Annotated in this window: 12 protein-coding genes; 3 read left to right on the top strand and 9 right to left on the bottom strand. The window is 63.1% G+C overall.

What is annotated here, in order from left to right; all coding sequences use genetic code 11:
- The first annotated feature begins 86 nt into the window (after positions 1 to 86).
- Positions 87 to 731, top strand: a complete 645-nt coding sequence (locus tag X726_RS1000000168070; RefSeq protein ID WP_023669890.1) for a TetR/AcrR family transcriptional regulator — start codon at positions 87 to 89, stop codon at positions 729 to 731.
- 229 nt (positions 732 to 960) lie between these two features.
- Here the strand turns inward: X726_RS1000000168070 and X726_RS155050 are convergent, their stop codons facing one another.
- From X726_RS155050 to X726_RS155060, 3 genes are all read right to left on the bottom strand, one after another.
- Positions 961 to 1,998: a Cj0069 family protein gene (locus X726_RS155050; RefSeq protein WP_031201381.1), complete on the bottom strand. Its 1,038-nt coding sequence runs from the start codon at positions 1,996 to 1,998 to the stop codon at positions 961 to 963.
- Between the two features lie 86 nt (positions 1,999 to 2,084).
- On the bottom strand, positions 2,085 to 3,500 hold the full coding sequence (gene chrA / locus X726_RS155055) for a chromate efflux transporter (RefSeq protein WP_031197581.1): 1,416 nt from the start codon (positions 3,498 to 3,500) through the stop codon (positions 2,085 to 2,087).
- Between the two features lie 17 nt (positions 3,501 to 3,517).
- Positions 3,518 to 4,495, bottom strand: a complete 978-nt coding sequence (locus tag X726_RS155060) for a chromate resistance protein ChrB domain-containing protein (protein ID WP_023669887.1) — start codon at positions 4,493 to 4,495, stop codon at positions 3,518 to 3,520.
- A 569-nt stretch (positions 4,496 to 5,064) separates the two neighbouring features.
- Here X726_RS155060 and X726_RS1000000172375 point away from each other — a divergent pair.
- Together X726_RS1000000172375 and X726_RS155070 are read left to right on the top strand one after the other, a co-directional pair.
- A complete protein-coding gene (locus X726_RS1000000172375) occupies positions 5,065 to 6,039 on the top strand; it encodes a Fe-Mn family superoxide dismutase (RefSeq protein ID WP_023669886.1) in 975 nt (324 codons plus the stop codon).
- On the top strand, positions 6,036 to 6,506 hold the full coding sequence (locus X726_RS155070) for a chromate resistance protein ChrB domain-containing protein (RefSeq protein WP_023669885.1): 471 nt from the start codon (positions 6,036 to 6,038) through the stop codon (positions 6,504 to 6,506). The genes X726_RS1000000172375 and X726_RS155070 overlap by 4 nt, the downstream gene beginning before the upstream one ends.
- A gap of 34 nt (positions 6,507 to 6,540) precedes the next feature.
- On the opposite strand, the gene X726_RS155075 is transcribed toward X726_RS155070, so the two are convergent.
- From X726_RS155075 to X726_RS155100, 6 genes are all read right to left on the bottom strand, one after another.
- Positions 6,541 to 7,524 carry an ABC transporter ATP-binding protein gene (locus X726_RS155075; protein WP_023669884.1) on the bottom strand — a complete coding sequence of 328 codons (984 nt, stop codon included), beginning with the start codon at positions 7,522 to 7,524 and terminating at the stop codon, positions 6,541 to 6,543.
- Complete coding sequence (locus X726_RS155080) at positions 7,517 to 8,527, bottom strand: ABC transporter ATP-binding protein (RefSeq protein ID WP_023669883.1); 1,011 nt, start codon at positions 8,525 to 8,527, stop codon at positions 7,517 to 7,519. The genes X726_RS155075 and X726_RS155080 overlap by 8 nt, the downstream gene beginning before the upstream one ends.
- On the bottom strand, positions 8,524 to 9,435 hold the full coding sequence (locus X726_RS155085) for an ABC transporter permease (protein ID WP_023669882.1): 912 nt from the start codon (positions 9,433 to 9,435) through the stop codon (positions 8,524 to 8,526). Before X726_RS155085 ends, X726_RS155080 begins: the two co-directional genes overlap by 4 nt.
- Positions 9,436 to 9,439: 4 nt before the next feature.
- Positions 9,440 to 10,381 (bottom strand): ABC transporter permease, encoded by a 942-nt coding sequence (locus X726_RS155090; protein ID WP_023669881.1) that lies wholly within the window; start codon positions 10,379 to 10,381, stop codon positions 9,440 to 9,442.
- A 28-nt stretch (positions 10,382 to 10,409) separates the two neighbouring features.
- The gene (locus X726_RS155095) at positions 10,410 to 11,972 is read right to left on the bottom strand and encodes an ABC transporter substrate-binding protein (RefSeq protein ID WP_023669880.1); all 1,563 of its coding nucleotides are present in this window, start codon (positions 11,970 to 11,972) and stop codon (positions 10,410 to 10,412) included.
- A gap of 130 nt (positions 11,973 to 12,102) precedes the next feature.
- Positions 12,103 to 12,543 carry a YqaA family protein gene (locus X726_RS155100; protein ID WP_031214909.1) on the bottom strand — a complete coding sequence of 147 codons (441 nt, stop codon included), beginning with the start codon at positions 12,541 to 12,543 and terminating at the stop codon, positions 12,103 to 12,105.
- Positions 12,544 to 12,552 lie beyond the last annotated feature (9 nt).

The following is a 12,552-nucleotide window of genomic DNA, read 5'->3' as shown; positions in this document are numbered from 1 at the left end:
CTCCTCGTCCGTTTCCGGAGTGCTCAAGGCATTCTTGAGCTTCTGGACTCGGCGTATCATACTGGACAGATTGTCCATTAGCGCTGTTGCTGGACAACGGACCGCTGAACGTCCCAAACCGCACGGTGGAAAGAGCAATGACCATTAAAATCGAGCGGCCCGACGACAGGGGTACGATCGACCGTCGTGTCGCGCGCACGCGCGCCATGCTGCAGGACGCGCTGATTGCTCTGATCCCAGAGTGCGGCTATGCGGCTCTCACCGTGGAAGACATCTGCCAGAAAGCTGATGTCGGCAGGTCGACCTTCTATACGCACTATGCCGGCAAGGACGAATTGCGCAGCGCGGCCCTTGAGGCGCATCTGCTGTCGCTGAGCAGGCGCGTGTCGGCAGACGAAAAGACAGGCAATCGCCTGTTCGAATTCAGCCTGCCGATGTTCGAGCACGCGCGGGCGTTCCGGTCGCTTCACAAAGCGCTACTTGCGAGCAGCGGCGACACGATCCACGATCAATTGCGTGAACGCATACGGCGCGCAGTGCGAACCGAACTGTCTGGCAAGCGGATCGGCGACGCGGGCGTGCCGCTGGAATTCGTCGTCCAGTTCATATCGGGAGCCTTTCTCTCGGTGCTTGCCTGGTGGATCGCCGAGGACTCCAGCCTATCGCCGGCCCAGGTCGACGACCTGTTCCAGCGGATGGCGGGTTCAGCTCTTCCGGGGCGGTCACCCTAGCAAGACCTTCCAAATCCAGATCTCGCGCCGGTTGAGGCTAACGTTCCTCGGGCGGCCGAATCTTGCGAAACGTCATGAGCAAAGGATTTCGTAGATGGTGTTCAAGCCACCGGCGACGAGAATTGGTCAGCCGAAACCGGAAACGGCAAGCAGGGGTCCGGCGACCATCGGACTGACCGCCGAACCGCGTTCGGCCAGAGCCCCACTCGGACCGCCAATCTTCGTCGATTCAAAATCGCATGGCAACGAGTCGAGCTATTTCGGCCGGCGCTTGATCGGGGATGGCAAAGACCGAGCTGACGTTGATCTCACAAAGCACATACGTGTCTTCACCTGACACAGTCCGTGGTCCGTAGAGAAAATCGGCATCCCAAATGATCGGCAGCGACCTGGCATCGACGCCTAGCACAGCCATCATTTGCGGCGTCCACCCGGTTTCCATATTGGTCCGCAGCGACTGAAACGGTTCGGCCGTGGCGGGATGCATTATCCGCGGCCCTGGTTGCGCAGCCTCGGAATCTGGCCCTTCAGGAGGTGGCGGGATTAGGGCCTTGATGAACTGGTGGCCAAAGCCGACCACCTTGTCGGCGCCCATGTAACAGCGGATCATCCCGTCGGGTAAACGCGGTTGGAATGGCTGATCCACGATGCAGCCATCGGGTGTCAAATACACCTCGCAGCGCGCCATGAAATCCGGCAGTGCGAGTTCTTCCGGCGTACTGCCGCGTCGCGCGTGCAGCACCCGAACCGCCGGCTCTCCGCCAGGAAGCGAACCGATCAGCTCGACCTTCCATACTCCCTGGCCGCCATTGCCGCGGTTCTGCTTCAGCACCCGTGGACCGGCCGTTCGAAGCCGCTCCGGAAACGCCTCGCGAAAAGCCTCGGCGGAGCCGTAGAGGTAAGTATCGGTTCCCCATCCGAGATGCTTCGTACGGTGCAGAACTTCCTTCACGCCCATTTTCAGGATCACGTCTGGATGTGCACTCACCCAGGGGCCGCGTGCCGCCACGTCGCGCAGCAGCGGGTCAAGCACCGCACGGGTTTTTCCCTCGTGCAAGGGATCGACCCAGACCAGCACGCCGTCCGTCGCCAGGAGCTGGGTCCGAACCTCCTCGGCAAACTCTTCGTCATAAACGGCCGGTTCGGCGTGAACACCGATCGCAGCGAGTTCCTCGAACACGCGATGAAACCGGTTGTTCTGCGGTGTCGCCGTGCGACGCGCCTCCCGGTCACCGCGCCAGACCAAAGCCACTCGCCTCGTGCCCATTATACCTCGCCTCCTACTTGCTCGCCCATCAGGCAGCCCCGATACGAAATAGACTGCGATGCTCGCATCCGAGCAGAAAGATCGCCCTAGACCGAGCCCGCCGCGACGCCGAAAAGCACGCCCAGGATCGAACATGCCGCTAGCATCGGGATCACGCCGACCTTGAAGCGGAATACCGCCAGCATCGCACCGAGGGTCAGTACGAGAGACGGAATGTTGAGGGAACCGAGGACTGGCACGTCGAGCCTCATGCCCAGCAAGCCGATCTCATGCAAATCGCGAAACAGGACATGAAGCGCGAACCACACCGCGAGGTTCAGGATCACTCCAACCACCGCTGCCGTGATGGTCGACAGTGCGGCTGACAGGGCCTTGTTGCTGCGCATCGTCTCTATGTACGGCGCGCCGAGAAATATCCACAGGAAGCACGGGACGAAGGTCACCCACGTCGTCAGAAGGCCGCCGAGCGTTCCAGCGACCAACGCGTTAAGAACCCCCGGCTCCCGGAATGCTCCCATGAAACCAACGAATTGAGTGACCATGATCAGCGGACCCGGCGTTGTTTCGGCCATGCCGAGGCCATCCAGCATTTCTCCAGGCTTCAGCCAGCCATAGTGCTCGACTCCTTGCTGGGCGACATAGGCAAGCACCGCATAGGCCCCGCCGAACGTCACCACCGCCATCTTGGAAAAGAAGATGGCGATGTCGGTGAAGACATTGCCTTGCCCAAGAAACAGCAACAAGAAAAGGACCGGAACGAACCATAGCAGCAGAAACACCGCCGCAATCTTCAGCGACCATTCGATGGATGGCCGGGCATGCGCCGGCATCCCTTCGCCAAGCGCCGAGTCGACATCATCGACCTGCTTGCCACCAAGCTTGCCATGTCCATTGCCTGGCTGGAATGCGGCCCAACCCATCTTGCCCCCGACGTAGCCGATCACGGCCGCAACCAGGATGACCAGCGGGAACGGTGCATGGAAGAAGAACAGGGCGATGAAGGCTGCCGCAGCGAGGCCGACCATCACATTGTTCCTGAGCGCCCTCCTGCCGATCCGCAGGACCGCTTCGAGCACGATGGCCAGAACCGCCGCCTTCAGGCCGAAGAAGAGCGCCTGGATAGCGCCAACGTTGCCGAAGATGGCGTAGATCCAGCTCAGGACCATGATGGCGACCGCGCCTGGCAGCACGAACAGGATTCCCGCGACGAGGCCGCCTTTGGTCTTGTGCATGAGCCAGCCAATATAGATGGCCAATTGCTGCGCCTCCGGACCGGGCAGCAGCGTGCAGTAGTTGAGCGCATGCAGGAATCTCGTCTCGCCGATCCAGCGCTTTTCCTCAACGACGATCCGATGCATCATGGCGATCTGGCCGGCCGGGCCGCCGAAGCTGAGCATTGCAACGCGGGCCCATACTCGCATGGCGTCCGCAAACGAAATGTCATGGTCGTGGGTTTCGGCCAGAGATGGCGGCGTCGTGACGGACTGCTCCAGATTGGCCATAGTTTGAGTCCCTGCGGTCATCCGCGTTTCTTGCGGAAATACTGATAGAGGTTGTCGAAGACAGGAGCGCCCTGCGCGATCCGCTGTTCGTCGCTCTCGTTCGCCATGGCGATGCCTGCAATCAGACTGGCAATCCCAGTCGCCTCCTCGCGACCGAACTTGTTGTCCTTGAGGTCGATGTCATGGACGATCTCGGCGATGGCCTGGAGTGCCGGATCATTGATGCCGGCGCGGGTAAGCAGAACTTCGAAGCTGCAGCGATCGCCCTCATGGGTGATTTCGCCTTCGAACATGTCGAAGCGCAATTCCCCCTCCTTTGGCACGTATCCCTTGCCCGCTACGAAGCGGATGATCGCGTCAGCATCGATGAACCGGCGGATCAGCCAACTGCAGGCGATGCGGTCGACATGCACGTCCCGGCGCGTGACCCAGATTCGGCCCTTGAGCTCGCTCGGCTCGGCGGCCTTCTTCGGTTCCTTGGTCATGGCCTTGTCCTCTGTAAGCTGTGTTTCAAGTTCGGCGATCAGTCCCTCGATCGTGAGGCGACCGCTGGCACCAAAAAAGTCGATCATCACCACTTCAGTGAGCCGCTTGCGCAAGCGACCAAGTTGCGGACGCGCTTCTGCGTGTTTTTCCGATGTCGCGTCGGCCCCAATCGCTGCAGCCAGCTCGCGCGCTTCCCCAGCGATCTCCGCATAGTCGGCATCACGGGCCGCGTCGAACATCGCCCGCACCTGCGCGTCCGACAGACCGTCGACAAGGCGCGCCTCGCAAATCATGGCCTCGCCGCCGCCGGCGACGATCTCCTTCAGAAGCCATTCGAAATCCTCCTGCATCTCGGCATTCGCCGGCAGGGCGTAAACGGTGCTTTTAACTGCGACCGCGCCGATGCCTTGCAACCGTCGCCAGATCTTCACCCGGAAATAGGCGGGCTTGCTTGGCAGCTGATAAATCAGGAGCAGCCAGCGCTGCTCCTGCGATTGCCCCTCACTCATAAGTGAACCGTATCATGGACTGAATTAGATGCAACACTTGTATCATGACTCATGCGCAAACCATACTAAATGGCCAAAATCCGCAGAGACACCATACTTCAATGCGGGCGAAGCTCATCGTCGGTTGTCGAAGCGCCCCAGCGCACTTCCGGGCGAAGAAAGAAAGCTCATGTGGCGCCCCTCGAACGTCGTCCGGCAGGAATGGAGGCCCCGGAAGTAGTGGCGACGGCACCTTCGTGTACACAGTTACGGACAATCGCATCACACGCCTCGCCATCAAGGCTGGTGTCACCGACAACGGTCGCGTCGAGGTGACCGCGGGCCTTTCGGAAGCGACATCGGTGGTGGCAACCACCCAAGGCGTGCCGCCCCTGAGGACTGCGGTTCAGCCGCAGATGGTTCGCTCCTCGTCCTTGGTGGAATACCCGGCGCAGCTGGGATCGATCCCCTCTCGCCCATAAGTGACCGGTATCAAACGTCTGAGCAAGATGCAACACTTGTATCATTTCTCGTTTGGGCATAACGTGCGCCTGCTCACGGATGGCCGTGCCGCCGAGCGAGGAAATCCAATGCCGCACCAGATCATGCCGCTGCCGTTCAAGCCGCCCAGGCTCGTCGGACTGTCCGAACGCCTGCTGGCCAGCCATTATGAAAACAATTACGGCGGTGCGGTTCGCCGCCTCAACGCTATCGAACAGCGGCTCGATGAACTCGACTGGGGCGCAGCACCCGTCTTCGACATCAACGGGTTGAAGCGCGAAGAGCTGGTCGCGGCAAATTCGGCGATCCTGCACGAGATCTATTTCGATGGGCTCGGTGGTTCCGGCGATGCCGGAGGCGATCTTGCCGCAGCACTGGAGCGCGACTTCGGCAGCGTGGCGGCATGGCGCGCCAAGTTCATGGCTTGTGCTAAGGCGCAGGCCGGAGGCTCGGGATGGACGCTGCTGACCTGGTCGGAGCGCCGCGATCGGCTGACGATTCAATGGGCGGCGGATCACACCAATTGTCTCGCCGGCGGCATGCCGATCCTCGCGCTCGACATGTACGAACATGCCTACCACCTCGATTTTGGCGCCAAGGCTGGCGCCTATGTCGACGCGTTCATGAAGAACATCCATTGGGAGCGGGTTGCCGCCCGCCACCGGCGGGCTGTCGCGCAGCGCGATCCTTCAACAGGACCTGCATCGGACAATAAGGTTCCAACTGTTGCGCCAGAGGAACTGCGGGCCCGACTCGACCAGGGCGAAGATCTGGTCGTGCTCGACGTCTGCCTGGCCGACGATCTGGCAAAACGCAGCGATATGCTGCCGGGCGCCAAGCTCCGCGCTCCCGAGACCATTGCCGATTGGGCCGATGAACTGCCGAGGGACAGGCCTGTCATCGTCTATTGCGTCTACGGCTTCCAGGTCAGCGGCGACGCAGTCGCCGAACTGCGTCGCCGCGGCGTCGATGCAACGGCGCTCTCAGGCGGCATCGCCGCCTGGCACGCCATCGGCGCGCCAACCGTCCCTCTGGTGATGAGCGAAGAAAGGATTGCGTCATGAAATGGGTTACCCGTGAACGCCCGGTCATCGACCGCATCGCCTGCCCCTGGCTGATTGCACGCTTCATCGACAAGGAACCTGATTTCCTGTTCGCGGCACCTGATCAGGTGATCCGTGTTGCCCAGGAAGCGGGCGCGACACCCTACGACGTGCCCGGCGTCGAATTCACCCATGTCGGCGACGGTTGCAGCTTCGACACCTTCGTCTCGAAATTCGGCCTCGATCGCGACCCGGCGATCGTGACCATTGCCGCGATCGTGCGCGGCGCCGACACGGATCGGCACGACCTCACGCCACAGTCTGCAGGACTGCTCGCGATCTCCATGGGGCTGCGGGACGTGACGCCCGACGACCACGAGATCCTGAAGCACGGCTTCGTCATTTACGATGCGCTTTATGCCTGGGCCTCACGACGCAAGGCGGAGACCCATAGCTGGCCACCCGTCACGAAGCCGGCGGCGGCCTGAAGTAGCGGGCAACGAGGGCAGATCAAGTCGGCACTCAAATCACCGGCCGCCGCTCGCCGTCGGCCAGGTGGCAGGCCGCGACCCCGCCATGCGGCACCGAGCGCAACATCGGCTCCTCGGTCCGGCAGACATCGATCGCCACAGGACAGCGGGTGTTGAAGCGGCATCCCGGTGGCGGCGCGCTGGGGCTTGGAGGGTCGCCCGCGAGGATGATTCGGCGACGGCCGGCCTCGATACGAGGATCCGGCGAAGGAGCCGCCGAAAGCAGTGCCTGGCTGTAGGGATGGGCCGGCTCGCGAAACAGCGGCCGCGTCACGCCGGCTTCCGCGATGCGGCCAAGATACATCACCGTCACGTTTGAGCAGACCTCGCGCACGATCGCCAGGTCATGCGCAACGATGACGATGGTAAGGCCAAGCTGTTTCTGCAATGATGTGAACAGGTTGACGATCTGCGCCCGGATCGAAACGTCAAGCGCGCTGAGCGGTTCGTCGCAAACCAGGATCGATGGCTTCAGCGCAAGCGCGCGAGCGATCGAAACGCGCTGGCGCTGGCCGCCGGAAAGCGAACGCGGCAGGCGGTCGAGCACGGTCGCTGGCAGCGCCACCAGATCCAGCAGCTCGCCAATACGGCGCCGGCGCTCGGCCGGAGATCCGAGGCGATGGATCTGCAGCGGCTCTTCCAGCGTCTGGTAGACGGTCTGGCGACGGCTCATCGAGCCCAGCGGATCCTGGAAGACGAACTGGACCTCGCGGCTGAACGATTTGCGGTCCGACTTCAGCCACTGGGCGCGATCCCGCCCCGAGATCAGCACCGTACCCTCAGTCTCCTTCTGCAGGCCGACGACGCTGCGAGCCAGCGTGGTCTTGCCACAACCGGATTCGCCAACGATGCCATGGAAGGCACCACGCGGAATGGTCAGGTCGATGCCGTCGACCGCCCGCACGGCGCCTGTTCCGGAGCGGTTGGCGAAATGGACCTTCAGGCCCTTGACCTCAATCGCCGCAATGTCAGCCATGGATTGCTATCCCTTCCCGCCTCAGCACCACCGGGCATCCCACCTTGTGCGGCGTCCCGCCCGTCGAGATCGTCTGGAGCGGCGGCCGATGCACGCGGCATTCGGGCTCAACCAGTTCGCAGCGGGCAGCGAAACGGCAGCCCGGCTCCAGCCTGATCTGGTTCGGCGGCAAACCTGGTATTTCCTTGGTCGCGGCGCGTTCGTCGGCGCGGAAATCCGGTACAGAGGCAAGCAGCCCGCGTGTATAGGGATGCGTCGGCCGCGTCAGCACATCCATCGCGGTCCCCTCCTCCGCCACCTGCCCGGCATAGAGCACCATGACCCGGTCCGCGACCGAGGCGACGACGCCGATGTCGTGCGTGATCAGCACGACCGCGATGCCTTCCTCGCGCTGGATCTGGCGGATGAGCTCCAGGATCTGCGCCTGCACCGTGGCGTCCAGCGCAGTGGTCGGCTCGTCGGCGATCAGCACGCGCGGCCGGCTTGCCAGGGCCAGTGCGATCATGGCGCGCTGCAGCATGCCGCCAGACATTTCATGCGGATAGCGATCGTAGCGGTCTTCCGGGTCAGGGATGCCGGTGCGGGCGAGCAGCGAGACCGCTTCCTTGCGGGCATCCGCATGCGAGAGATTGGCAAAGCGGCGCGCCTGGCGCGCCAGTTGCGGTCCGATCTTCAGCATCGGGTTCAGCGCGCTCATCGGGTCCTGGAAAATGACGCCGAAATAGCGGCCGCGAAGGTCAGACAAGCGCCTGGACTCCATTCCGACCAGTTCGCTCGCTTCGGCTCGGGCCGATCCCTTGATGTCGACGGTGACGCCCTCGGGCAGCAGGCCGAGCGGCCCAAGCGTCATGACGGTCTTGCCCGAACCGCTCTCGCCGACGACGGCGACTGTCTCGCCGGGACGGACGTTGAACGACACCCCATCGACCGCGCGCACGGAAACGGTCGTGGCGTAGAGATCAATGACCATGTTTTCTATGGAGTAGATCGGCTCGTCGCTCATGGCGCGGCTGTTCCCGTTTCGACGGCGTTCCGCTCCGCTTCCTCAACGGCGCGCGCCTTGCGACGCTTGCGCAGCAAACCGCCGCGCACCGGCCTCGGCACCTTTTGCAACGCGAAGGTCTCGCCCAGCAGATTGAAGCTGACCACCACCAAAGTGAGCGCAAGGCCCGGAAGGACGACCAGCCTCGGGTATTCCTCAATGTAGCTCATGCCGTCGACCAGCATCTGGCCCCATTCCGGCGCCGGCGGCGCGACGCCCAGGCCGAGGAAGCTCAGCGTCGCGATGGCCAGGACAAGGGCGCCAGCATCGGCGCTGGCATAGACCACGACGAGGGCCAGGACATGCGGCAGGATATGGCGCACAAAGATCCACAGATGGCTGGCGCCCATCACCCTTGCCGCTTCGATATAGGGCTGTTGCAATTCGGCGGTGACCACGGCGCGGCTCATGCGGGCATAGTTCGCCCACCACGCCAGCGTCAGCGCCGTGATCATCGACCAGTAGCCGGTGCCGAGAATGCCGATCAGCGCCAGCGCGATCACCAAGCTTGGCAGCGCCAGCGCGATGTCGATGAGGCTGATCAACACCAGCTCGACGCGCCCGCCGACATAACCGGCGAACGAACCGATGCTGACGCCGATGGCAAGTGCGGCCACCAGCACGATCACCATCGCCACCAGCGATATGCGGGCGCCGCCGATGATGCGGCTCAGAATATCGCGGCCGAGATAGTCGGTGCCCAGCCAGTGAGCCCAGCTCGGTCCCGCAAGCGTGACGTCGTAGTCTTGCGCGCCGGGATCGTAAGGCATGATCGAGGGACCGAGCACACCGACCGCGACAAAGAAGACGACTGGCAGCAGCACCAGCCAGGGCCAGTCCTTCATGCTCCTGAACAAGGAAGTGTTCATCGGATCAAGCTCCTCTCGCCCTACGCATGCGCGGGTCGACAAACATGCAGATCACGTCAACCATCAGGTTGACGACAACGAAGAACACCACGAACAGCAACAGAACCGACTGCATGCCGACGAAGTCGCGGAAGCGGATTGCATCGATAAAGAAGGCGCCGACGCCGCGCAGCGCAAACACCGTTTCAACCACGATCGAACCGATGATCATCAGCGTGAACTGGGCGCCGAAGGTGGTCAGGAACGGGATGGCGATGTTGGGCAGAGCCTCGCGCATCAGCACCTGTGTCCTCGTGTAGCCCTTCGCGAAGCCCGTCGTGGCGAAGGGTCGCGACATGGCCTCCTGGAGGTTGACGCGGACGACGCGGCTCAGCACCGATGCCGGAAACAGGGCGATTGTCACCCACGGCAAGAGCCACGAGGTGAAGCCGCCGACGCCGAAGGTGGGCAGCCAGCCCAGCATCACCGAAAAGACGATGACCAGCAGCGCCGCCACGAAGAAGTTCGGCGTCGAGGCGCCGACCAGCGAGAAGGCGTGGAGGAACCGGTCCAACGCGCCACCATTGCTGACCGCACCGGCAACGCCGAGCGCCAGCGACAGGAAAAAGGCGAGAATGCCGCCGCCCGCAAGCAGCGCCGCCGTCATCGGGATTCTGGCGGCGAATTCCTGCGCGATCGGCTTGCCGGTGCGCAGCGAGACGCCGAGATCGCCGGTGATAGCGCTGAAAAGCCATCGGCCGTAGCGGACCGGCAGCGGATCATAGAGCCCGAGGTCCTCGCCGATCTTCTTGATCATTTCGGCATCCGCGCCCGGGCCTGCCGCACGCTCGGCCATGAGCGCGGCGACGTTGCCCGGCGCCGCGGCAACCAGGGTAAAGGTCAATGCCGATGCCGCCACGACAAGCAGACAGGCAAGCAACATCCTTCGCAGAATCGTGCGTCTCATCGGAACTCCCCCAGGAGATTCGAGGCGTTCAGGCCTTCAGCGTGATCGCCTTGAACGGCAGGTCGTAGTCCGTCGCGGGAAGCGCGAAGTTCTCGACGCGAGGATTGTGCGCCCACAGCCGCTGGCTGACAACGAGCGGGCAGATCGCCCGGTTGTCGTGCAGCCAGTCGTAGAGCGCCTGCATCTTGGCTTCGCGTTCGTCGCCGCTCGCTTCGAGCGCGGCCTTGACCACGCCATCAAGCTCCGGGGAAACATAGATCTTGCCGTCCGGCCCGCTGTCGGCGGTGGATACGAACGCGTTGCCGAGCGTGCCGTGCGGATCATAGGGCGCGCCATAGGTGGTGAAGAAGGCAAGATCATATTCGAACGCCGGGCGACGGTCGTGCATGGTGGCGTTGTCGACTGACGAGACCTGAACCTGGAAGCCGACCTCGGACAGCTGACCCTGGATCATCTCGGCGATGCGGCGCGAACCCGGCAGCGATTCCTCCGATACGAGGAAATCGATCGCCAGCGGCGCGCCCTCCTTGCTCCAGGCGCCTCCGCTTTCGCTCCAACCGCCATCGGCAAGGATTTTCCTGGCCGCGGCGACGTCGCGTACCGGCACGTTATGCCGCTTGCCCGAGGAAGGCACGTTGGTCGGAAAGAGATCCGCCGCCGGATCTGCGTAGCCTTCGAACAACACCTTGGCGATCGCGGCGCGGTCGACCGAGACATAGATGGCGTCGCGCACGGCCTTGTCGGCCATCATCTTGGCCTTCGGCGAATAACCGAGCAGCATGGTTGCGGTGCCGGCCTCGGCCACCACTTTCATGCCGTCCTTTTCAAGCGCGCGGGCGCGGCGCGGCGACAGCGTCGCCACCCAGTCGCCGCCGATCACGTCGAGGTCGCCGGAACGCAGCGCGTTGGCGCGGGCGAGTTCGTCGGGAACCACCTTCAGTTCCATGCGAGCAAACAGTGGCTTCTCGCCCCAGTATTTGTCGTTGCGCACCAGCACGGTGCCGGAGGAATCGTAGCTTTCGACGATCCACGGTCCGGTGCCGACCGGAGCGGTCTGCTTGCCGCCGGCGTCGACCGCCTTCGGCGACAGGAAGCGCACCGGACGCACTATGGTGAGCTCCAGCAAGGCGGCGGGCACCGGACGCTTTAGCTTGATCGTCAACTTGCTGGGTCCATCGGTGACGATGCTGTCGAATGCGTCGGACACACCGATCCATGAGAAATCCGCGACGCCCAGCCAGCGTTTGAGATTCCATTCCGCGGCGGTCGAATCGAAGGGCGTGCCGTCACTGAAGGCAACACCTTCGCGCAGGTCGAAGGCGATCGAAAGCTGGTCGCCGGCGACAGCCCACTTGGTGGCGAGCCCGGGCTCGAGCGCGCCGTCCTGGCCATAGTGTATGAGGGCGTCGAACACGACCGTGTAGGAACTCAGCGTGGAGACGTTTTGCAGCAGGTCGAGATCGCCGGTTTCGGCGGCAATGGCGACCTTCAACGTTTCATGCCCCTCCGAGTACGCGGCGCGTGGAAACGCGGCAATGAAGGCCAGGCCGGCTGTGGAGGCCAGGAAATTGCGGCGGTCGAGAGTCATCATGTTAGTTCCCCTTTTTGTTTGATTGGCAACGATCATGTGCACGCTTGCTAATTTGTATAGACATAAGACATAAAGTCGGAAAACCGTTTGAGAGTTTTACCCCAGCGACCCACTTGGTCGCGGTTGCGGCCTACAGCCAGTTCAGCGCCGCCGCCGAGAGCGCGAGATAGCGGCCGGCTTTCGCCATCGTGACGATCGCAACGAAGCTCCAGAGCGGCTCGCGCAGAACACCGGCCATCATCGTCAGCGGATCGCCGATGACGGGAACCCAGCTCAGCAACAGGCTCCATCGTCCGCAACGGCGGTAGCGCGCCGCGGCGCGATCGAGCGCAGTGGGCTTGACCGGAAACCATTTGCGGTCGCGAAAGCGGTCGATGCAGCGGCCGAGCAGCCAGTTGACAACCGAACCAAGCACGTTGCCGATCGTCGCGACCAGCATCAGCGCCGCCGGTGACTGGCTTCCGGTCAGCAGCAGGCCGGCCAGCACCGCCTCTGACTGCAGCGGCAGAATTGTCGCTGCGGCGAACGCGGTGAGGAACAGCGCGCCGAAGGCACCAACATCTCCCAGCATTGGGGCCGC

The sequence above is a fragment of the Mesorhizobium sp. LSJC285A00 genome, assembly GCF_000503155.1.
Taxonomy (GTDB): domain Bacteria; phylum Pseudomonadota; class Alphaproteobacteria; order Rhizobiales; family Rhizobiaceae; genus Mesorhizobium.
The sequence above is the reverse complement of the archived record's forward strand: the minus strand, read 5'-3'. Positions and strand labels throughout refer to the sequence as shown.

Excerpts from the sequence above, each read along its gene's own strand:
- X726_RS155050 (WP_031201381.1), bottom strand. The coding sequence starts at position 1,998 with ATGGGCACGAGGCGAGTGGCTTTGGTCTGGCGCGGTGACCGGGAGGCG.
- chrA (WP_031197581.1), bottom strand. The coding sequence starts at position 3,500 with ATGGCCAATCTGGAGCAGTCCGTCACGACGCCGCCATCTCTGGCCGAA.
- X726_RS155060 (WP_023669887.1), bottom strand. The coding sequence starts at position 4,495 with ATGAGTGAGGGGCAATCGCAGGAGCAGCGCTGGCTGCTCCTGATTTAT.
- X726_RS1000000172375 (WP_023669886.1), top strand. The coding sequence starts at position 5,065 with ATGCCGCACCAGATCATGCCGCTGCCGTTCAAGCCGCCCAGGCTCGTC.
- X726_RS155070 (WP_023669885.1), top strand. The coding sequence starts at position 6,036 with ATGAAATGGGTTACCCGTGAACGCCCGGTCATCGACCGCATCGCCTGC.
- X726_RS155075 (WP_023669884.1), bottom strand. The coding sequence starts at position 7,524 with ATGGCTGACATTGCGGCGATTGAGGTCAAGGGCCTGAAGGTCCATTTC.
- X726_RS155080 (WP_023669883.1), bottom strand. The coding sequence starts at position 8,527 with ATGAGCGACGAGCCGATCTACTCCATAGAAAACATGGTCATTGATCTC.
- X726_RS155085 (WP_023669882.1), bottom strand. The coding sequence starts at position 9,435 with ATGAACACTTCCTTGTTCAGGAGCATGAAGGACTGGCCCTGGCTGGTG.
- X726_RS155090 (WP_023669881.1), bottom strand. The coding sequence starts at position 10,381 with ATGAGACGCACGATTCTGCGAAGGATGTTGCTTGCCTGTCTGCTTGTC.
- X726_RS155095 (WP_023669880.1), bottom strand. The coding sequence starts at position 11,972 with ATGATGACTCTCGACCGCCGCAATTTCCTGGCCTCCACAGCCGGCCTG.
- X726_RS155100 (WP_031214909.1), bottom strand. The coding sequence starts at position 12,543 with ATGCTGGGAGATGTTGGTGCCTTCGGCGCGCTGTTCCTCACCGCGTTC.